Here is a 20,131-nt window from a genome sequence, read left to right as displayed (position 1 = left end):
TTCGTTACTCTGAAAGTATGAAGAATAACAAAAAATAACAATTAAAGCTGAAGCAGTCATGAAAAATTAATCATGACATTATTATTTATTTGTACAGGAATTTTTACACAAACATGGAAAGCTTAACTCTTCAACCTATCTCTAAAATTGATGGACAAATCAATCTACCTGGTTCAAAAAGTGTATCAAACCGAGCGTTACTTCTAGCTGCGTTAGCTTCAGGAACTACAAAATTAACGAATCTATTAGATAGTGATGATATTCGTCATATGTTGAATGCGCTTAAAGCATTGGGCGTTGAATATAAATTATCAGCAGATAAAACAGAATGCGAAGTAACAGGATTAGGACGAGCGTTTGAACCTAATGAAGCATTAGAGCTTTTCTTAGGCAATGCTGGCACGGCGATGCGACCATTGGCTGCGGCACTATGTTTAGGCCAAGGTGAGTTTGTTCTAACGGGTGAACCTCGCATGAAAGAGCGACCAATCGGTCACCTTGTAACAGCTCTTAAAGCTGCTGGAGCAGATGTAGAATATTTAGAAAATGAAAATTATCCACCGTTAAAAATTAAAGGTACCGGCCTACATGGTGGAACCGTGGAAATTGATGGTTCGATCTCTAGCCAATTTCTTACTGCGTTTTTAATGGCTGCACCATTATCTACACAAGAAACAACGATTAAGATTGTTGGTGATTTAGTATCAAAACCTTACATTGATATCACATTAGATATAATGGCAACATTTGGTGTGAAAATTGAGAACCAGAACTATCAAACGTTTGTAGTTCCTGCAAATCAAACTTATGTAGCTCCTGGTGACTTTCTTGTGGAAGGTGATGCTTCATCAGCATCATATTTTCTTGCTGCTGCTGCAATTAAGGGCGGTGAAGTAAAAGTAACAGGTATTGGTAAAAAGAGTATTCAAGGTGATGTTCAATTTGCAGATGCATTAGCTGCAATGGGGACTGAAATTGAATGGGGCGATGATTATGTTATCGCTCGAAAAGGTGAGCTTAATGCCATTGATATGGATTTCAACCATATTCCTGATGCAGCAATGACAATTGCAACCGCTGCGTTATTTGCAAAAGGAACGACCTCGATTCGTAACGTATACAATTGGCGTGTAAAAGAAACTGATCGTTTGGCTGCGATGGCAACCGAGTTAAGAAAAGTGGGTGCAGTAGTGGAGGAAGGTGAAGATTACATCACTATCACTCCACCGGCTTCATTACAGCATGCATCGATCGATACTTATGATGACCACCGTATGGCGATGTGTTTTTCTTTAGTCGCATTAAGTGAAACTCCTGTAACGATTAATGATCCAGGTTGTACATCGAAAACATTCCCTGATTATTTTGATAAATTAAAAGAATTAAGCTGCTAATTGATTGTATTTTAAATTATTACCTTACTATTCAATGAAAGCTCTGTATCAAAATTCAGAGCTTTTTTAGTTTTTCATAATCAAGAGTATATAAATAATCTTACTTGGGTATAATGCTGCCCGTAGAAACCAATCACAATAATTAATTGGAGAACTCCATGACTACTCATTCACCAGTCGTTACTGTTGATGGTCCAAGTGGAGCAGGTAAAGGCACGCTGTGCATGTTACTTGCAGAAAAGCTAGGTTATAATTTATTAGACTCTGGCGCTATTTACCGAGTGCTAGCATTGGCTGCTATTCACCATGGTGTTGATCTTAATTCAGAAGATGCACTAGTTCCTTTAGCGGCTAATTTGGATGTGCAATTCAAAGCTGAAGGTGAATTGGTTAAAGTAATTCTTGAAGGTGAAGACGTATCTGCAGAACTTCGTAAAGAAGAAACCGGTATGGCTGCATCTAAAGTTGCTGCGTTACCTCAAGTTCGCGAAGCATTATTACGTCGTCAGCGTGCATTTTCTGCTCAACCTGGCTTGATTGCTGATGGTCGAGATATGGGAACGGTTGTGTTCCCTAACGCTGAAGTTAAGATATTTTTAGATGCAAGTGCTGAAGAACGTGCGAATCGCCGAATGAAGCAGTTGCAACAGAAGGGGTTAGATGTTAAATTTGACCGTCTTTTAAGCGAAATTCAAGAACGTGATGATCGAGACCGCAATCGCGCTGTCGCACCATTACGTCCTGCGGAAGACGCTTTAGTTCTAGATTCAACGTCAATGAATATTGAAGAAGTTGTCGCGCAAGCCATTACTTTTATTGAATCTAAGCTATAATATTAAACTTAGTTAGTTGCAAGGATGATAACTAACCTTACTATCAACCCCATGCGGTAGGATACCCATGGACGTTTAAATTTGAAGATCAAATAATGACTGAATCTTTTGCTCAACTCTTTGAAGAGTTTCTAAATGAAACTGAATTCCAACAAGGCAGCATCGTTAAAGGTACTGTAGTAGCTATCGAGAACGGTTTCGTTCTTGTTGACGCTGGCCTTAAGTCTGAAGCAGCTATCCCAGCTGAACAATTCAAGAACGCTGCTGGCGAACTTGAAGTTGAAGTTGGTTCTGAAGTAGACGTTGCTCTTGACGCTGTTGAAGACGGTTTCGGTGAAACTCAACTTTCTCGTGAGAAAGCGAAGCGTCACGAAGCGTGGATCCAACTTGAAAAAGCATACGAAGATGCTGAAACAGTTATGGGTGTTATCAACGGTAAAGTTAAAGGCGGCTTCACAGTTGAACTTAACGGTATCCGTGCATTCCTACCTGGTTCTCTTGTTGATGTACGTCCAGTACGTGACACTCTTCACCTTGAAGGCAAAGAGCTAGAGTTCAAAGTAATCAAGCTTGACCAAAAACGTAACAACGTTGTTGTTTCACGTCGTGCTGTTATCGAGTCTGAAAACAGTGTTGAACGTGATGAGCTACTTGCTTCTCTACAAGAAGGCATGGAAGTTAAAGGTATCGTTAAGAACCTTACTGACTACGGTGCATTCGTTGACCTAGGTGGCGTAGACGGTCTACTACACATCACAGATATGGCTTGGAAACGTGTTAAACACCCATCTGAGATCGTAAATGTTGGTGACGAGATCAACGTTAAAGTTCTTAAGTTCGATCGTGAGCGTACTCGCGTTTCTCTAGGTCTTAAGCAACTAGGCGAAGATCCATGGGTAGCTATCGCTAAGCGTTACCCAGAAGGTCACAAGCTTTCTGGTCGTGTTACTAACCTAACTGACTACGGCTGCTTCGTTGAAATCGAAGAAGGCGTTGAAGGTCTAGTACACGTTTCTGAAATGGATTGGACTAACAAGAACATCCACCCTTCTAAAGTTGTTAACGTAGGCGACGAAGTTGAGGTTATGGTTCTTGAGATTGACGAAGAACGTCGTCGTATCTCTCTAGGTCTAAAACAATGTAAAGCTAACCCATGGCAGACATTCGCTGAAGCGCAAGCTAAAGGCGACAAAGTTACTGGTAAGATCAAATCTATCACTGACTTTGGTATCTTCATCGGTCTTGACGGCGGCATCGACGGTCTAGTTCACCTATCTGACATTTCTTGGAATGCTACAGGTGAAGACGCGGTACGTGAGTACAAGAAAGGCGACGAAATCTCTGCTGTTGTTCTAGCAGTAGATGCAGAGCGTGAGCGTATTTCTCTAGGTGTTAAACAAATGGAAGAAGACCCATTTAACAACTACCTAGCAGACAACAAGAAAGGTACTCTAGTAAACGGTACTGTTTCAGCTGTTGACGCTAAAGGCGCTACAATCACTCTTGCAGACAGCGTAGAAGGTTACATCCGTACTTCTGAGCTATCTCGTGACCGTGTTGAAGATGCATCTCTAATCCTAAGCGTTGGCGATAGCGTTGAAGCGAAGTTCACTGGTGTAGACCGTAAGAACCGCGTAGTTAACCTATCTATCAAAGCTAAAGATGAAGCTGACGAGCAAGAAGCAATGGCTTCACTGAACACTAAGTCTGAAGACGGTGGTTTCGGTAACGCAATGGCTGACGCTTTCAAAGCAGCTAAAGGCGAATAAGTAAATTAGAAGGGAGCAACATTGCTCCCTTTTCTTTCGATAACGTAAGAGAGGTCATTTATGACAAAATCTGAACTGATTGAACAACTGTGTAGTAAAAAGCCTCAACTTTCTGCTAAGCAGGTGGAAGATACAGTCAAGGAAATCCTTGAGCAGATGGCAACAACGCTAGAAGGCGGTGATCGTATAGAGATTCGTGGTTTTGGTAGTTTTTCTCTACACTATCGAGAGCCACGTTTAGGCCGTAACCCTAAAACTGGTGATAAGGTAGAGCTGGACGGTAAGTTCGTTCCACACTTTAAACCAGGTAAAGAACTGCGTGAACGTGTGAATTACAGCTAATGCTAATTGGCATACAAAAACGGCATACTTTTGAGTATGCCGTTTTTTTATGTTCATTTTCAATGCATTTAGGTGTATCTTTAGAGCTGTAAAATAAAAACTTTTAGATACTCAATTAACTGGAGGGAATACCAGTGAAAATTATCGTTGCCATTTTATTACTTGTTTTATTTTTGATCTCACTGGCTATTGGTGCACAGAATCAAGCTATTGTTAATTTTAATTACCTGTTAGCTCAAGGTGATTTTCAACTGTCCACATTATTGGGTATTTTCTTTGCAACTGGCTTTGGTTTAGGCTGGTTAATTTGTGGAAGCATGTATCTAAAAGCGAGCATGACTCAACGCCGCCTTCGCAAACGCTTGGATAAAAAAACAGCTGAGCTTGATAAGTTGCGAATTGAGTCAACGAAAGGGTAGTGACTGAATGTTAGAACTGCTATTCCTATTATTACCTATTGCGGCCGGTTATGGTTGGTATATGGGTAATAGGAGTGCGAGACAACAACGCCAAAAAGAAACGAATCACCTGTCACGTCAATACGTGGCGGGTTTGAATCTATTGCTGTCTGATCAGTCGGACAAAGCAGTCGATCATTTCATTGAATTACTTCAAGTCGATAGCGATACCATAGACACCCACCTTGCATTGGGTAACCTTTTTAGACGAAGAGGTGAAGTCGATCGCGCCATCAAAATTCATCAAAATCTTATTGCACGTCCGAATCTTACGATAGACCAACGAAATATAGCCTTACAGCAGTTAGCAAAAGATTATATGGTTTCAGGTATTCTTGATCGTGCTGAAAAAATATTTGAGCAGTTGCTTGAAGAGCCTGATCACAGAGAGGCGGCTTTATTGCAATTAGTTGCTATTCATCAACAGACTAGAGAATGGGAACAAGCAATTCAATTTGCGAATAGTTTGGTTCGCATGGGCCGTAAAAAACTCAAGCTTGATATTGCTCATTATTACTGTGAGCTTGCGATGCAAGAGCTCGCTGATGAGAATTCGAATAAAGCAAAACAGAATCTAAAAAAAGCCTTATCTTCTGATAATCAATGTGTACGAGCCTCTATTATGATGGCAAAACTTCTTATGGAAGAAGAGAATTATAAAGGTGCTCTTGTTCATCTTGAATCAGTACTGGATCAAGACATTGATTTTGTAAGTGAAGCATTACCATTACTTGCTGAATGCTATGAAAAACTAGATAGAGAAGGCGCATTACTTCAATTTTTAAAAGAAGCCATTTCAAAAGGTGCAGGTGCTAGTGCTGAATTGATGCTTTCAAATTTGATTGCCAAGCATGAAGGTGTTGCTTTAGCTCAAGGCTATATGACCAAACAGCTTCTTAAGAACCCTACGATGAAAGGCTTTTATCGTCTCATGGGCTACCATACCGATGAAGCTGAAGATGGTAGAGCAAAAGCAAGTTTAACTAGTTTGCAAACTCTAGTAGGCGAGCAATTGAAAATGAAACCTAATTACCGCTGCAGTAAGTGTGGTTTCTCTGCTCATCGATTGTTTTGGCAATGTCCATCTTGTAAAGGATGGGGAGTGATTAAGCCTATTAGAGGCTTAGATGGTGAATAATTGAAGAGGCGCTCTGAGTGCCTCTTTTTTTGAATGTAAGAAAAGACCGTGAGTACGGCTAATCCTCATGATGAATTGATGGGATTGGTATAAATTTTTAAAGGAGAGAAAATGAAAGACCAAAAGGTGATCGTGGCATTGGATTATGATAATCAAGCAGATGCGTTAACGTTTGTTGATAAAATTGATCCAAGTTCATGTCGTTTAAAAGTAGGCAAAGAGATGTTTACTTTATTTGGCCCTGAGTTTGTTAAAGAACTTCATAAACGTGGTTTTTCTGTTTTTTTAGATTTAAAGTTTCATGATATTCCAAATACCTGTTCAAAAGCGGTAAGAGCGGCAGCAGAAATGGGTGTATGGATGGTTAATGTTCATGCGAGTGGTGGTGAGCGTATGATGAGTGCCTCGCGTGAAATATTAGAACCTTATGGTAGTGACCGTCCATTATTAATTGGTGTGACGGTGTTAACGAGCATGGAGCAGCAAGATTTAGCTGGTATTGGTCTAGACATTGCACCACAAGAACAAGTAAAACGTTTAGCTGCATTAACGAAAAACAGCGGTTTAGATGGTGTCGTATGTTCAGCTCAAGAGGCATCAATGCTAAAAGCTGATTTAGGTAAAGAGTTCCAGTTAGTAACACCAGGAATTCGTCCTGCAGGTGCTGATGTTGGTGACCAAAAGCGTATTATGACGCCAGTAGATGCGATTACAGCAGGTTCTGATTACCTAGTTATAGGTCGTCCGATTACACAAGCGGAAAATCCATCACAGGTCCTTAATGAGATTAATCTTTCTCTCGCTTCAGTTTTATAACTGGTAATATCATTAATACATAAAAAAATAGAGACCATTTGGTCTCTATTTTTGTTTGTAAGTTATACCAATCACAGTAAGTAAGTGATTTACTTCGATTGGTATTATCTTCTAAAAAGAAGAATTACATTACACGCATACCAGGTTGAGCACCTTCGTGTGGTTCTAAAATCCAAAGATCTTTACCACCAGGGCCTGCTGCTAAGATCATGCCTTCAGACATACCAAACTTCATTTTACGAGGTTTTAGGTTGGCAACCATAACAGTTAGCTTGCCTTCTAGCTCTTCAGGTTTGTATGCTGATTTAATACCAGAGAATACTTGGCGAGTTTCGCCACCGATGTCTAGTTGGAATTTAAGCAGTTTGTTTGCCTTTGGTACTTCCTCACAAGAGATAATACGTGCAATACGCATATCAACCGCTTCGAATGCATCGAACTCAATCTCATCTGCGATTGGATCTTTATCTAGCTCAGTTTGACTTGCTTTTTCTTTTTCCGCTTCTGCCTTTTCTTTTGCTGCCATTTCGATTGCAGCGTCTTCTTTAGACTCTTCAATCATAGCTTCAACTTTCTTAGGATCAATACGCGCAAATAATGCTTTAAACTTAGTGATCTCATGAGCAACTAGTGGTTGTGCAACGCCTTCCCACGTTAGTGTTTCATTTAAGAACGCTTCAGTACGAGCTGCAAGTTCTGGCATTACAGGTTTTAAGTAAGCCATAAGTACACGGAACAAGTTAATGCCTACAGAAGATACTTCTTGTAACTCTTGCTCTTTACCTTCTTCTTTTGCAAGAACCCAAGGTGCTTTCTCATCAATGTATTGGTTTGCTTTATCAGCTAGTGCTGTAATTTCACGGATAGCACGACCAAATTCACGAGTTTCATATAGCTCAGCAATACGATCAGCTGCTGCAATAAATTCATTGTAAAGCTCAGGCTCTGCAAAGTTATCTGCAAGTTTGCCATCAAAGCGTTTAGTAATGAAACCAGCGTTACGAGAAGCTAGGTTAACAATCTTGTTTACTACGTCAGAATTCACACGTTGAGTGAAATCTTCAAGGTTTAAATCAAGATCATCAATACGGCTGTTTAGTTTCGCTGCATAGTAGTAACGTAGGCACTCAGGGTCTAAGTGATTTAAGTAAGTACCAGCTTTAATGAAAGTGCCTTTAGATTTAGACATTTTCGCACCGTTAACCGTTACGTAACCGTGAACGAATACGTTATTTGGTTTACGGAAACCTGCGCCATCAAGCATTGCAGGCCAGAATAGACTGTGGAAGTAAACAATGTCTTTACCAATGAAGTGATAAAGCTCAGTTGTGCTGTTTTTCTTCCAGTATTCATCAAAGTTTAAATCGTCACGCTTATTACATAGGTTTTTGAATGAACCCATATAACCAATTGGAGCATCTAGCCAAACGTAGAAGAATTTATTTGTTTCGCCAGGGATTTCAAAACCAAAGTATGGTGCATCACGAGAGATATCCCATTGCTGTAAGCCTGATTCAAACCACTCTTGCATTTTGTTTGCAGTTTCAGTTTGAAGAGAACCTGAACGAGTCCATTCTTTAAGCATGCTTTCAAATTGAGGAAGATCAAAGAAGAAATGCTCAGAATCTTTCATTACTGGAGTCGCACCAGAAACGGCTGATTTTGGATTAATTAAATCTGTTGGGCTGTATGTTTCGCCGCAGTTGTCACAGTTGTCGCCGTATTGCTCTTCTGCTTTACATTTAGGGCATGTACCTTTTACAAAGCGATCTGGTAAGAACATTTCTTTTTCAGGATCGAACAGTTGAGAAATTGTACGACTTGTAATAAAGCCGTTTTTCTTTAGCTCAAGGTAGATGTGAGAAGCTAATTCACGGTTTTCATCACTGTGCGTGCTGTGATAGTTATCAAAGCTGATATCAAAGCCTGCGAAATCTTTTTGGTGCTCTTCGCTAACGGCTGCGATCATTTCTTCTGGAGAAATACCCATCTGTTGAGCTTTAAGCATGATTGGTGTGCCGTGAGCATCATCTGCACAAATAAAGTTAACGTCGTTGCCGCGTAAACGTTGGTAACGAACCCAGATATCCGCTTGGATATGCTCAAGCATGTGGCCTAAGTGGATTGAACCGTTTGCATACGGTAGGGCACATGTAACCAGAATTTTTCTCGGATCTGTAGCCATATCTTCTCTTTCGCTTAATGTGATGGGTGAAAATTTAAGAGATAAATAGTACCTGAACCAAGTTAGAAAGCATAGAGGATCAAGGGTCCAATTAGTGATAGGATGAGTAAAAATAACCGTGGAGCATTGAAGATGGCATTTCAAACGATGGTAGAGATTAAAAATTGGTTAAATACGTTTACGCATTCGCAACTTTGTGAAGGTTGGGCTGATATTTCAAATGTGGTATCGATTGAAGCAACAGGAAATATTAATGTTGTTTTTCCTTTTGTATCAAAGAGCCTACAAACTGATTTTAACCACTGGTTAGAAGGACAAAAACTTGAGTTGGCGCTGCCCGACCTTTCTATATTCGTCTCATCTAAAACGTCGTCTTTAAAAACAAATCAACAAGCAGTTAAAGGCGTAAAAAATATCATTGCGGTGAGTTCAGGCAAAGGAGGGGTCGGTAAATCAACGACGGCTGTGAATTTAGCATTAGCTCTACACCATTTAGGTGCTCGTGTTGGTATTTTGGATGCAGATATATACGGCCCTTCTGTACCTTTGATGTTGGGGGTTGAAGATAAGAAACCTGCGATTGTTGATAATAATAGAATGATGCCAATTGAGGCTCATGGATTATACAGTAACTCGATAGGTTATTTAGTCGAGAAAGGCGAAGCGGCAGTGTGGCGCGGTCCTATGGCATCTAAAGCTTTATCTCAACTTCTTAATGAAACATGGTGGCCAGATTTGGATTATCTTATTATTGATATGCCACCCGGTACTGGTGATATTCAACTTACACTGTCTCAACAGGTGCCGACGACAGGAGCTGTAATCGTCACTACACCACAGGATCTAGCATTAACTGATGCGATTAAAGGCGTGAATATGTTTACGAAAGTGGATGTGCCTGTTATTGGTGTGGTAGAAAACATGAGTATTCATATTTGCTCTAATTGTGGACATCAAGAAGCAATTTTTGGAACAGGTGGCGCATTAACTATGGCTCAACGTTACTCGATCCCATTATTAGCTCAATTACCACTGCATATCGATATCCGAAGTGAAACGGATTCTGGGACGCCTAGCGTGGCTATAAATCCAACAAGTCCCCACAGTAAATTGTATATTAACTTGGCAGAACAAGTATCAAGTCGACTATACTGGCAAGGAGAGGTGATTCCTGACCAAATAATGTTCAAGTCATTGTAGGATCACACTTAAGTGAAATTTGAGCTGGAAAGTATCATTAGTAATCCCTATAATCAGGCGGTTTTATTAAATATCCGTATATCGCACACTTTTAGGTATCTTTTATGTCAGAGAACAGTAATCATCACTGTATTATCGTAGGTATTGCAGGCGCATCAGCTTCAGGTAAAAGCTTGATTGCTTCAACAATTTATAATGAACTACGAGCAAAAGTTGGCGATCATCAGATTGGTGTAATAACTGAAGATAGTTACTACAAGGACCAAAGCCACCTGACCATGGAAGAAAGAGTCAAAACAAATTACGATCACCCAAATGCATTAGATCACGAATTACTTTGTGAGCATTTAGAGCAATTGATGCGTGGTGAAGCGGTTAATATTCCAACTTACAGTTATACAGAGCATACGCGTACTTCTGAAGTTGATGTAATGACTCCAAAGAAAGTAATCATTCTTGAAGGTATTTTATTACTAACAGATCCTCGTTTACGTAATTTAATGCATGCAAGTGTATTTATGGATACTCCTTTAGACATCTGTTTACTTCGTCGTGCTCGACGTGATGTAGAAGAGCGTGGTCGTACAATGGAATCTGTTTTTGAACAGTACCAAAAAACAGTACGTCCAATGTTCATGCAATTCATTGATCCATCAAAGCAACACGCTGACATCATTGTCCCACGTGGTGGTAAAAACCGCATTGCGATTGATGTATTAAAAGCACATATCTCACGCTTATTAAAAGCGTAAGACATTTATCTTTAAAAGGGCCGGCAATTATGTCGGCCTTTTTTTTGTCTCATACCTTATAATTTCGCTATACTCCAATGTATAACTATCGATAAGCTCATGTTTATTATGCTTAACTGATGGCATACTTAACACTATCGTTACTATTTAAGAACAATTAGATGGATTTTGGCCGTGAAGAAAATAGCCCTATTAATTAGTATACCGTTTATTGCTGTAATCGGTGCCGTATTGGTATTAGTGTTACTTGTTAACCCTAATGAATTTAAACCGTTGATAACAGAACAAGTTGAAGCGCAAACAGGTCGTCAATTAACGATTGATGGTGATATTGAATGGCGTTTTTTTCCGTCAGTAGGTTTCTCTATTGGTAAGATGGCATTAAGTAACCCTGAAGGATTTGTGGACCCAAACTTAGTCTCATTCGATAATGCGATACTTGATCTTAATGTTCGTCCTTTATTTCAACATGAAGTTAGTATCGGTCTTATTACTTTGGATGGGGCTTCATTTACGTTACATACATTAAAGAATGGCGTGACTAATTTAGATGGTCTTGTTGCTAAAAAAGAAACATCAACAGTAGAAAATAATAATCCAACGGCTCCAGCAGAAGAATCTGACGTTAACTCAGAAGCATCGTCAGCAACAAGTACAGAATTCAATGGCTGGAAAGTCTCGTTACAAGGTATTGCTTTAACTAATGCTGAAGTGCTTATCCAAGATGATAAAGCAGGTTCAAAAATTCACTTTAGTGATATGAATTTATCTCTTTCACAGTTCATTCCGGGACAGTGGGCTGAGTTAAACTTTGACTTAAAAGGTGATTTAGGTAAGCAAAAAGTCGCACTAAAAGGTAAAACAGAGCTTAATATAGCTGAAACGCTAGATGATGCTTCATTTAAGAATGTTGAATTTAATGCTTCGTATGCTGATGCCGTAAATAAATTTAATGATATTACCTTTACTATTGATCAATTTTCTTTTGATAAATGGGCTAATTTAGCTTTAAAAGCAAAAGGTAAAGCAAATAATTTAGAGGTTAATTCGAATTCAACATTTGCTCTTTATGTACCAAAAGCGTTAGACCTAATTAAAATCGAAGAATTCACAAGTACTAACAATGTGAAGGGAAAAGGCATTCCAAATGAAGATGTGACTGCTGTTATTGGATTTAATAGTTCCTTTGATCTAAACAAATCGTTCTTGAATATAGATAAGCTTGCTTTATCAGCGGTCGATACCGATTTTACTGGTAAGTTGAGCGTTCAATTAAATGATATTCCTAAAGTTCGCTTTGATCTACGCAGCCCAAGCATTGATGTTGATGCTTTACTCGCAACGTTACCAAAAGATGAGTCATCTAAAACAGTAGATTCAAATACATCAACAAAAGCATCATCTACACCAGTAAAAGAAGTGGAACCTGACTTAAGTGCATTGAAAACGTTAGATGTTGCGGGTTCAATCATTATTGATAAATTTAAAGCGAATAACGCAAAAATGCAGAATGTGACGTCTGTGTTCTCTGTTAATCGTGGTGTACTGAAATTAACGAAATTTCATTCTGATTTATACAGTGGTGGAATTGATATGACAGCAACACTTGATGCTCGAAAATCAGTACCGACTTATAGCGTTAAACAGACGATTAAAGGAGTAAAAGTTGCGCCTTTATTAACGGATGTTATGGGTGAAAGTCTTGTAGAAGGTACTGGTAATATAGCAATTAATGCATCAGGAAAAAGTTTAAAACCAACAGCACTTAAGCAAAACCTTAAAGGGAAAGCTTCGATTAACTTTGCTGATGGTGCTGTAAATGGTATTAACATTCCGTTATTAATCCGCACTACTTATGCAAAAATTAAAGGTGAAAAGGTTAAAGGAAGCGAAGAAGCTGAAAAAACAGACTTCAGTGCCCTTACTGCTGACTTTTATCTAGCAAACGGTAATGCAACAACTAAAAATATTAAGATGGTCTCTCCTTTGCTTCGTATTCATGGCGAAGGTTCTGCACATTATGTGAATGAAACAGCAAACATGCTGATTAAAACATCTATTGTGGGTACATTGAAGGGGCAGGGCGGTAAGGATATTGACGATCTAAAAGATGTGACGATTCCAATTCGAGTAACGGGATCTTGGACAAACCCTAAATATAAACTTGAATTCGATGATGTGATGAAACAAAAAGCACAAAAAGAAATTGATCGTGGTATTGAGAAGCTAGAAGAAAAATATGGCGATAAGATTAAAGATGAAAAAGTAAAAGATGCAGCAAATAAATTACTTAAAGGACTTTTTAATTAAGTTTGAGTTATAGCATCATATAAAGAAATGGCCTGCATCATTAAGATTGTAGGCCATTTTTGTTTGAGCTATTACCAATCAATGCCTTTTAATGCTTTAATACCAGAATCGAATGCATGTTTAACACTTCGCACTTCAGAAACGGTATCTGCCATTTCAATTAACTCACGATGGGCTGCTCGCCCTGTAATTACGACAGATTGCATTTTAGGGCGATTAGATAGCGCTATCTTTAATTCTTCCAAATCAATATAGCCATAGGTGACCATATACGTCATTTCATCAAGTAAAACTAAATCGATAGAATCATCTTCGAGCGCTTTTTTACATTCTGTCCATACGGCTTGAGCTGCTTTTGTATCCGATTCTTTATCTTGAGTATTCCAAGTAAAGCCAGTTTTCATTACATAGAATGGCACGTTATGCATTTCTAATAAGTTTCGTTCACCGCAATCCCAAGTGCCTTTGATAAATTGCGCGACTACGCAACTAAGTCCATGACCAACCGCTCTAGCGACAGTACCAAAACCTGCTGTGGTTTTGCCTTTACCATTTCCTGTAATGATTAAGAGTAGACCTTTTTCTTCTTGAGCCTCAGCCACACGTTTATCAACGTTGTTTTTAATTTTTTCTTGTCGTTGTTTATAACGTTCGTCTTTTTTATCTTGTTCAGTCATGTTTTATTCCATTAAAAGAAAGGTGAATATAAAAAATCCCGATAGGAGAACCATATCGGGATTTTTAAAGTCTATCAATGAATTTGAGTTATGTGCCTAATTACTGGCTCACAACTTTATAGATAGGGTCTTCTTGTACATTGATCTCAATTAAGCTGCCTGCCTTGTTTAGAAGTGCATGGCAATCTTGGCTTAAGTGACGAAGATGTACTTTTTTACCTGCTTTAGAGTAACGCTCAGCGATAGTATCAACGGCTTCAATAGCTGAATGGTCAACAACACGTGATGCTGCGAAGTCAATAATGATGTCTTGAGGATCATTTTCAACGTCGAATAACTCTAAGAAGTTTGCTGCTGAGCCAAAGAAAATTGGACCATTAATTTCATAAACCTTAGAACCTTCTTCGTTTACAGAGTTTGTAGAGAAGATATGTTTAGCGTGTTGCCATGCAAACATAAGTGCTGATGCAATCACACCTACTGCCACAGCTACCGCAAGGTCAGTAAACACAGTTACTACCGTTACTAGTACAATCACGAAGAAGTCTTGTTTTGGTACACGACGTGCCAGTTTGAATGTTGCCCATTCAAATGTACCAATAACTACCATGAACATAACACCAACAAGAGCAGCTAGAGGGATCATCTCAATTAGTGAAGAAGCAAATAGGATGAAGACTAACAGCATTACAGCAGCTACGATGCCAGATAAACGACCACGACCACCAGAGTTTACGTTAATCATTGATTGACCAATCATTGCACAGCCGCCCATAGCGCCAAATACAGAACATGTTACGTTTGCAACACCTTGACCAACACACTCACGATTTGATTGACCACGAGTACCTGTCATCTCATCAATTACCGTTAATGTTAGAAGGGATTCGATAAGACCAATTGCCGCTAAGATAAGCGCATATGGGAAGATGATGTAAAGTGTTTCTAATGACAGAGGAACAACCGGTAATGCAAATGTTGGTAAAGAACCTGCTAGTGTTGCTGAATCATTACCACTCATTGTACGTAGAAAATCTACTACAGTACGAGTGTCTAAATCTAAACCTTGCACTAAGCCTGTAACAACAATAATAGCAACCAATGACGATGGAACTGCAGTTGTTAACTTTGGTAAGAAATGAATGATAGCCATAGTTACAGCAACAAGGCCAAGCATTAACATCATTTGATCGCCTTGAAGCCAATCCAGATTACCTAATGCATCGGGCGCTTTAAATTGACCAAGTTGAGCAAGGAAGATAACAATAGCAAGGCCGTTTACAAATCCGATCATTACAGGGTGTGGCACGATACGAATGAATTTACCAAGCTTAAATAAACCAGCTGAAATTTGAAGAATACCGGCGAGCATAATGGCAGCAAAAAGGTATTGAACGCCGTGAACAGAAACTAAGCTAACCATTACTACAGCCATAGCACCCGTTGCACCAGAGATCATACCTGGACGGCCACCAATAAGAGAAGTAATTAAACCTACGATGAAGGCAGCATATAAGCCTACCATTGGGTCAACACCTGCAACAAAGGCGAAAGCTACAGCTTCAGGTACCAAGGCTAGCGCAACGGTTAGACCTGATAAGACATCATTCTTTACAGAATGATTAGAAAATTTTGGAAATTCAAACATGTTTTTTAGATATCTTCTTTGGTTGTTTTTCAAGCATAGTGTGCGGCGAATCGTACAGAAAAGCGTGATGAACTTCAATGTTTATTCGGAATTAGATATAAAAAAAGCAAGTTACGTCGAAACGTAACTTGCTTAATTTTATTGGTTATTTGTTTTAAAGGCGTTTGCCTAAAAAATTATAAACCGGCAGTTTTTGCCATCGCAGCACTTGCTTGAGAAGTGGCTGTTTGGCTACCCGCTTGTTTTGGAGTAAAGCGTTCTGCTCTGAACTCAGCAGCAGTCACAGTGATTTCTTTAATCTCTGTTGGACCTGTTGCTTTTGTCATACCAGAAGAAGCATGTCCCTTGTATTGAGTTTTTGGAGCAACCTTAGTTTCAACAATAGGTTGTACTTCTTCAACTTCAACAACGGGTTTTACAGCAGCTTCAGCAACAGCAACTTCATTTACTTCTGCTACCGCTGGTTCAACAGGTGTTTCTGCTACGACGTTTACTACAGGAGTAGCAATTGGAGCTTCAGTCACAGCAACTTCAACTGGTGCTGGAGTTGTCTCTTTCACTTCTTCAACAACAGGTGCTTGTACCGCTTCTTTAATCGGAGCAACAGATGCTTCAACATAAGGAAGTAATACTTTACCCATAGCCATTTCAGGGAAAGCAACGCCACCGATTTGAACGTTAACTTTTGGTGCTTTATCTTGAGCCGCTTGAGTTTCGTTATCTACGAATTTCTCTTGTTGGCGTTGTTTCGCTTGCTTCATTTCCAGAATACGCGCGAAATCAGGATAAGCTTTGCCCATTGCCATTTCAGGTGATGCAACACCAGAAGATAAACGAGAAGGGTTTACAGGGCGACGATCGCGACGACGGCGACGTTGACCGCTTGCACGAAGGTGACGAGGTGAACGACGGTTACGACGTTGGCCTTCTTTACGCTCAGTGTTTTTCTCTGTATTTACTTCAGTATTTGGCTGTTGTGCTTCTACTGGTGCTGTTACTACAACTGCATCTGTTTCAGCTTCAACCGCTTTACCTGTACGTACTTTCTTCTGTAACTGACGACGTTGACGACGTTGTTTAACTTGTGCCGTTTTTTCACGTTTTTCAGTTTGTTTCTCAGTATTTTGAGCAGGAGCTTGTTGTGCATCAGCCGCTAATTTAAGACCTTGTTCTGCAATTTCTTTGCGCACTTTAGGTTGTTTAGCTGGCTTGTTATCATTTGCTTTAACTTGCTTACCTGTTGTTGCATTCGCATCGTCTTGTTTTTTACCACGACGATTTTCGTTACGGTTATCATTGCCGTTACGACGGTTGTTGCGGTTATTACGACCGTTTTCGTTATTACGACGACGATCATTATTACGATTTTGATTACGACGTTGAGGTTGAGCAGGTTTCTCTTCTTCAACTTTCTTTTCAGTTTTTTCTGATGCATCAGGAGCTGAGAAGAAGTTAGCAATTGCTTTGAAGAAACGGCTGATAATGCCAGGTTTTTCTTCAGTTTTTGCTTCTGCTTTTTTCTCTGGTTGCGCTTTAGCAACTGGTGCAGCCTGAGTTGGTGCACTGAAACCTTGAAGAACAGGTTCTTCACGTTTCTTAGGAGCAATATTTACAACTGGAGCTTCTTTTGATTCAGCTTCACGTAGTGCTTCTAGCTTCTTAGGAAGAAGGTAAGACAGCATCTCTTGCTCTTCACCATCACGGATACGGATCACTTCAAAGTGAGGCGTTTCCATATCAGAGTTAGGAACAATAATTACGCGAACATCATGGAATTTTTCAATGTGTTGAACTGAACGACGTTTTTCATTTAATAAATAAGAAGCAATAGAAACAGGCACAACAGCAAGAACTTGTGTTGTATTGTCTTTTAATGATTCTTCTTCAATTAAACGTAGAACAGACAGTGCTAGAGATTCGTTATCACGAACCACACCAGTACCCGTACAACGAGGACAAATATGGTGGCTTGCTTCTGCTAAAGATGGACTTAAGCGTTGGCGAGACATTTCTAGAAGACCGAAACGAGAAATACGACCGATTTGAACACGAGCACGATCCATACGAACGGCTTCACGCATACGGTTTTCAACTTCACGTTGGTGACGAACTGGCGTCATGTCGATAAAGTCGATAACGACTAAACCACCTAAGTCACGTAAACGTAATTGACGTGCAATTTCGTCAGCAGCTTCAAGGTTTGTATTTAGTGCCGTTTCTTCAATATCACCACCTTTCGTTGCACGAGCAGAGTTGATATCAATTGATGTTAGTGCTTCTGTTGGGTCAATAACGATAGAACCACCAGATGGAAGACGAACTTCACGCTCAAATGCCGATTCAATTTGGCTTTCGATTTGGTAGTGACTAAACAGAGGAACTTCGCCTTCATACAGCTTAACGCGAGATAAGAAATCTGGACGAATAAGTTGAATATGTTGACGTGCACGGTCAAAGATTTTCGGGCTATCAATTAAGATTTCACCAATATCACGACGTAAGTAATCACGAATTGCGCGAACAATTACGTTACTTTCTTGGTGAATTAGGAAAGGAGCTTGGTTTGATTCAGAAGCATGTTTAACCGCTTCCCAGTGGTTCAGTAGAACATTTAAATCCCACTCAAGTTCTTCAGCTGATTTGCCAACACCTGCAGTACGTACAATTAGTCCCATACCTTGAGGTAGTTCTAATGTGCTTAATGCTGCTTTTAATTGAGTGCGCTCTTCACCTTCGATACGACGAGAAATACCGCCAGCACGAGGGTTGTTTGGCATAAGAACAAGGTAACTACCAGCAAGAGAGATGAACGTTGTTAAAGCTGCGCCTTTGTTTCCGCGCTCTTCTTTTTCAACTTGAACAATAACTTCTTGGCCTTCTTTCAAAACGTCCTTAATGTTTGGACGACCTTGATATGTGTAGCCTTGAGGGAAATATTCTTTTGCGATTTCCTTAAGGGGAAGGAAACCATGGCGATCAGCGCCGTAATCAACAAAAGCTGCTTCCAAGCTTGGTTCGATACGTGTGATTTTGCCTTTATAAATATTAGCTTTTTTAGATTCGTGACCAGGACTTTCGATATCTAGATCGAAAAGGCGTTGGCCATCAACTAATGCGACGCGCAACTCTTCCTTTTGGGTTGCGTTAATCAACATTCTTTTCATTAGTGAATACTCATTACAAATTGTCGAGCTTGTGTATCTTAATCCATTTCAAATGGTGCCAGATCCCAAGGCTGATTACATGTGCAGCCTCACGGCTGGAACTCAGGGATGCTCTAGGGCACAATCCACATCAACACCATTAATCAACAGTGCTGATCCGCAATAATTCACGGTCGTTAAAACATCAAAAATGGTTTAGGCATAACAAGCAAAAAAACTCAAAGCAGTACAGATGTCTTACGCCAATTGCTGCATCACTGCGTTTGAGCAGTATATTTTTAGTTCGTGTTGGTGCTTTTATGCTCACCAAGGTGAAGAAATAGCCATCTGGGCTAATTTCAGAGTGCAACTATAACAGTCAGATGAAATCGCAGCAATCTTCATTATTTAGATCTGAGTTAAAAAAATTTCATCAAATGAGAATATAGCAGTAGAATGCCCTAATGAATGATGATAAACCAAAAGTGCAATTCGTCGATATTGATGACGATTTTGCAGGGCAACGAATCGATAATTTTCTTCTTGCCCGCTTAAAAAATGTTCCTAAAAGTATGATTTACCGAATCGTGCGTAAAGGAGAAGTGCGCGTAAATAAAAAACGTATTAAGCCTGAATATAAACTGCAAGAAGGGGACGTAGTTCGTATCCCTCCAGTAAAAGTGCCGGAATCAACTGCACCAGATCTTCCTAATGTAAAATTAGGTAAAGTAGCAGAGCTTGAACATTGTATTATTTACGAAGATGACCATGTTTTAATTTTGAATAAACCATCAGGTACAGCAGTGCATGGTGGTAGTGGCTTAAAATTTGGTGCGATTGAAGCATTACGAGCTTTGCGACCTGATGCTCGTTTTTTAGAATTAGTACACCGAATTGACCGTGATACGTCTGGTATCTTATTGGTTGCGAAAAAACGTTCGGCTCTGCGTCGACTTCAAGAGCAGTTTAGAAATAAAACGGTACAGAAATATTATTTTGCATTAGTGATGGGACAGTGGAAAAACAGCTGTAAGGTTGTTAATGCTCCATTACTAAAAAATGAAGTGAATAGTATTGTTCGTGTTAATCCAAACGGAAAACCATCTGAGACTCGATTTAAAGTGCTTGAGAAATTCGAACAAGCAACATTAATTCAAGCAAGTCCAATTACAGGCCGTACACACCAAATTCGTGTTCATACACAATATACGGGGCATCCAATTGGTTGGGATGACCGTTATGGTGATCGTCGATTTGATGCATATACAGGTCAGTTTGGTTTAGACCGTCTATTTTTGCATGCTGCAAACATCAAGTTCACTCATCCTGCGACGGAAGAGTTAATGGATATTAGTGCACCAATGGAAGCAAAACTAGAACGTGTACTAAAAGGCTTACGCAGTAAAAATTAATTTAACGATGTAAGTTTATATAATTAATTGAAATGCTAGAAGCGATAAGTAGAT

Annotated in this window: 15 protein-coding genes; 11 read left to right on the top strand and 4 right to left on the bottom strand. The window is 39.6% G+C overall.

Going from position 1 to position 20,131, the window contains the following annotated elements; translation table 11 throughout:
* Positions 1-113 precede the first annotated feature (113 nt).
* The 7 genes from aroA to pyrF all read left to right on the top strand — a co-directional run bounded on the left by aroA (position 114) and on the right by pyrF (position 6,750).
* Positions 114-1,394 (top strand): 3-phosphoshikimate 1-carboxyvinyltransferase, encoded by a 1,281-nt coding sequence (gene aroA / locus HC728_RS04940; protein WP_190395180.1) that lies wholly within the window; start codon positions 114-116, stop codon positions 1,392-1,394.
* A gap of 158 nt (positions 1,395-1,552) precedes the next feature.
* A complete protein-coding gene (gene cmk, locus HC728_RS04935) occupies positions 1,553-2,227 on the top strand; it encodes a (d)CMP kinase (protein ID WP_063661376.1) in 675 nt (224 codons plus the stop codon).
* 95 nt (positions 2,228-2,322) lie between these two features.
* Complete coding sequence (gene rpsA / locus HC728_RS04930; RefSeq protein WP_005420162.1) at positions 2,323-3,996, top strand: 30S ribosomal protein S1; 1,674 nt, start codon at positions 2,323-2,325, stop codon at positions 3,994-3,996.
* Positions 3,997-4,056: 60 nt separating this feature from the next.
* Positions 4,057-4,338 carry an integration host factor subunit beta gene (ihfB, locus tag HC728_RS04925; RefSeq protein WP_005420161.1) on the top strand — a complete coding sequence of 94 codons (282 nt, stop codon included), beginning with the start codon at positions 4,057-4,059 and terminating at the stop codon, positions 4,336-4,338.
* 134 nt (positions 4,339-4,472) lie between these two features.
* The gene (locus HC728_RS04920) at positions 4,473-4,757 is read left to right on the top strand and encodes a LapA family protein (RefSeq protein ID WP_005420160.1); all 285 of its coding nucleotides are present in this window, start codon (positions 4,473-4,475) and stop codon (positions 4,755-4,757) included.
* A 7-nt stretch (positions 4,758-4,764) separates the two neighbouring features.
* The gene (lapB, locus tag HC728_RS04915; RefSeq protein ID WP_017020085.1) at positions 4,765-5,934 is read left to right on the top strand and encodes a lipopolysaccharide assembly protein LapB; all 1,170 of its coding nucleotides are present in this window, start codon (positions 4,765-4,767) and stop codon (positions 5,932-5,934) included.
* Between the two features lie 111 nt (positions 5,935-6,045).
* Positions 6,046-6,750 (top strand): orotidine-5'-phosphate decarboxylase, encoded by a 705-nt coding sequence (gene pyrF, locus HC728_RS04910; RefSeq protein ID WP_005420156.1) that lies wholly within the window; start codon positions 6,046-6,048, stop codon positions 6,748-6,750.
* A 124-nt stretch (positions 6,751-6,874) separates the two neighbouring features.
* Here the strand turns inward: pyrF and metG are convergent, their stop codons facing one another.
* Complete coding sequence (gene metG, locus HC728_RS04905) at positions 6,875-8,935, bottom strand: methionine--tRNA ligase (RefSeq protein WP_190395179.1); 2,061 nt, start codon at positions 8,933-8,935, stop codon at positions 6,875-6,877.
* 132 nt (positions 8,936-9,067) lie between these two features.
* On the opposite strand from metG, the gene apbC reads away from it, so the two are divergent.
* The 3 genes from apbC to HC728_RS04890 all read left to right on the top strand — a co-directional run bounded on the left by apbC (position 9,068) and on the right by HC728_RS04890 (position 13,197).
* Positions 9,068-10,135 (top strand): iron-sulfur cluster carrier protein ApbC, encoded by a 1,068-nt coding sequence (gene apbC, locus HC728_RS04900; RefSeq protein WP_065639760.1) that lies wholly within the window; start codon positions 9,068-9,070, stop codon positions 10,133-10,135.
* 104 nt (positions 10,136-10,239) lie between these two features.
* Positions 10,240-10,887, top strand: coding sequence for a uridine kinase (gene udk / locus HC728_RS04895; RefSeq protein WP_005420153.1), 648 nt, complete (start codon positions 10,240-10,242; stop codon positions 10,885-10,887).
* 174 nt (positions 10,888-11,061) lie between these two features.
* A complete protein-coding gene (locus HC728_RS04890; protein ID WP_190395178.1) occupies positions 11,062-13,197 on the top strand; it encodes an AsmA family protein in 2,136 nt (711 codons plus the stop codon).
* 71 nt (positions 13,198-13,268) lie between these two features.
* Here HC728_RS04890 and cobO read toward each other — a convergent pair whose 3' ends face one another.
* The 3 genes from cobO to rne all read right to left on the bottom strand — a co-directional run bounded on the left by cobO (position 13,269) and on the right by rne (position 18,686).
* A complete protein-coding gene (cobO, locus tag HC728_RS04885; protein WP_017020089.1) occupies positions 13,269-13,874 on the bottom strand; it encodes a cob(I)yrinic acid a,c-diamide adenosyltransferase in 606 nt (201 codons plus the stop codon).
* Positions 13,875-13,974: 100 nt separating this feature from the next.
* Complete coding sequence (locus HC728_RS04880) at positions 13,975-15,522, bottom strand: SulP family inorganic anion transporter (protein ID WP_190395177.1); 1,548 nt, start codon at positions 15,520-15,522, stop codon at positions 13,975-13,977.
* 176 nt (positions 15,523-15,698) lie between these two features.
* Positions 15,699-18,686: a ribonuclease E gene (gene rne, locus HC728_RS04875; protein ID WP_190395176.1), complete on the bottom strand. Its 2,988-nt coding sequence runs from the start codon at positions 18,684-18,686 to the stop codon at positions 15,699-15,701.
* Between the two features lie 443 nt (positions 18,687-19,129).
* Between rne and rluC the strand changes: the two genes are divergently transcribed.
* Positions 19,130-20,077, top strand: coding sequence for a 23S rRNA pseudouridine(955/2504/2580) synthase RluC (gene rluC / locus HC728_RS04870; RefSeq protein WP_005420144.1), 948 nt, complete (start codon positions 19,130-19,132; stop codon positions 20,075-20,077).
* Positions 20,078-20,131 lie beyond the last annotated feature (54 nt).

It is taken from the genome of Aliivibrio sp. S10_S31, from assembly GCF_014694495.1.
GTDB classification, from domain to species: Bacteria; Pseudomonadota; Gammaproteobacteria; order Enterobacterales; family Vibrionaceae; genus Aliivibrio; species Aliivibrio fischeri.
This window is presented reverse-complemented; position numbering and strand designations above follow the sequence as displayed.

What these genes read in the sequence shown, in the direction of transcription:
- HC728_RS04880 (WP_190395177.1), bottom strand. Translation starts at nt 15,522, where the DNA reads ATGTTTGAATTTCCAAAATTTTCTAATCATTCTGTAAAGAATGATGTC.
- rpsA (WP_005420162.1), top strand. Translation starts at nt 2,323, where the DNA reads ATGACTGAATCTTTTGCTCAACTCTTTGAAGAGTTTCTAAATGAAACT.
- udk (WP_005420153.1), top strand. Translation starts at nt 10,240, where the DNA reads ATGTCAGAGAACAGTAATCATCACTGTATTATCGTAGGTATTGCAGGC.
- pyrF (WP_005420156.1), top strand. Translation starts at nt 6,046, where the DNA reads ATGAAAGACCAAAAGGTGATCGTGGCATTGGATTATGATAATCAAGCA.
- apbC (WP_065639760.1), top strand. Translation starts at nt 9,068, where the DNA reads ATGGCATTTCAAACGATGGTAGAGATTAAAAATTGGTTAAATACGTTT.
- cmk (WP_063661376.1), top strand. Translation starts at nt 1,553, where the DNA reads ATGACTACTCATTCACCAGTCGTTACTGTTGATGGTCCAAGTGGAGCA.
- aroA (WP_190395180.1), top strand. Translation starts at nt 114, where the DNA reads ATGGAAAGCTTAACTCTTCAACCTATCTCTAAAATTGATGGACAAATC.
- lapB (WP_017020085.1), top strand. Translation starts at nt 4,765, where the DNA reads ATGTTAGAACTGCTATTCCTATTATTACCTATTGCGGCCGGTTATGGT.
- metG (WP_190395179.1), bottom strand. Translation starts at nt 8,935, where the DNA reads ATGGCTACAGATCCGAGAAAAATTCTGGTTACATGTGCCCTACCGTAT.
- ihfB (WP_005420161.1), top strand. Translation starts at nt 4,057, where the DNA reads ATGACAAAATCTGAACTGATTGAACAACTGTGTAGTAAAAAGCCTCAA.
- rne (WP_190395176.1), bottom strand. Translation starts at nt 18,686, where the DNA reads ATGAAAAGAATGTTGATTAACGCAACCCAAAAGGAAGAGTTGCGCGTC.
- cobO (WP_017020089.1), bottom strand. Translation starts at nt 13,874, where the DNA reads ATGACTGAACAAGATAAAAAAGACGAACGTTATAAACAACGACAAGAA.
- rluC (WP_005420144.1), top strand. Translation starts at nt 19,130, where the DNA reads ATGAATGATGATAAACCAAAAGTGCAATTCGTCGATATTGATGACGAT.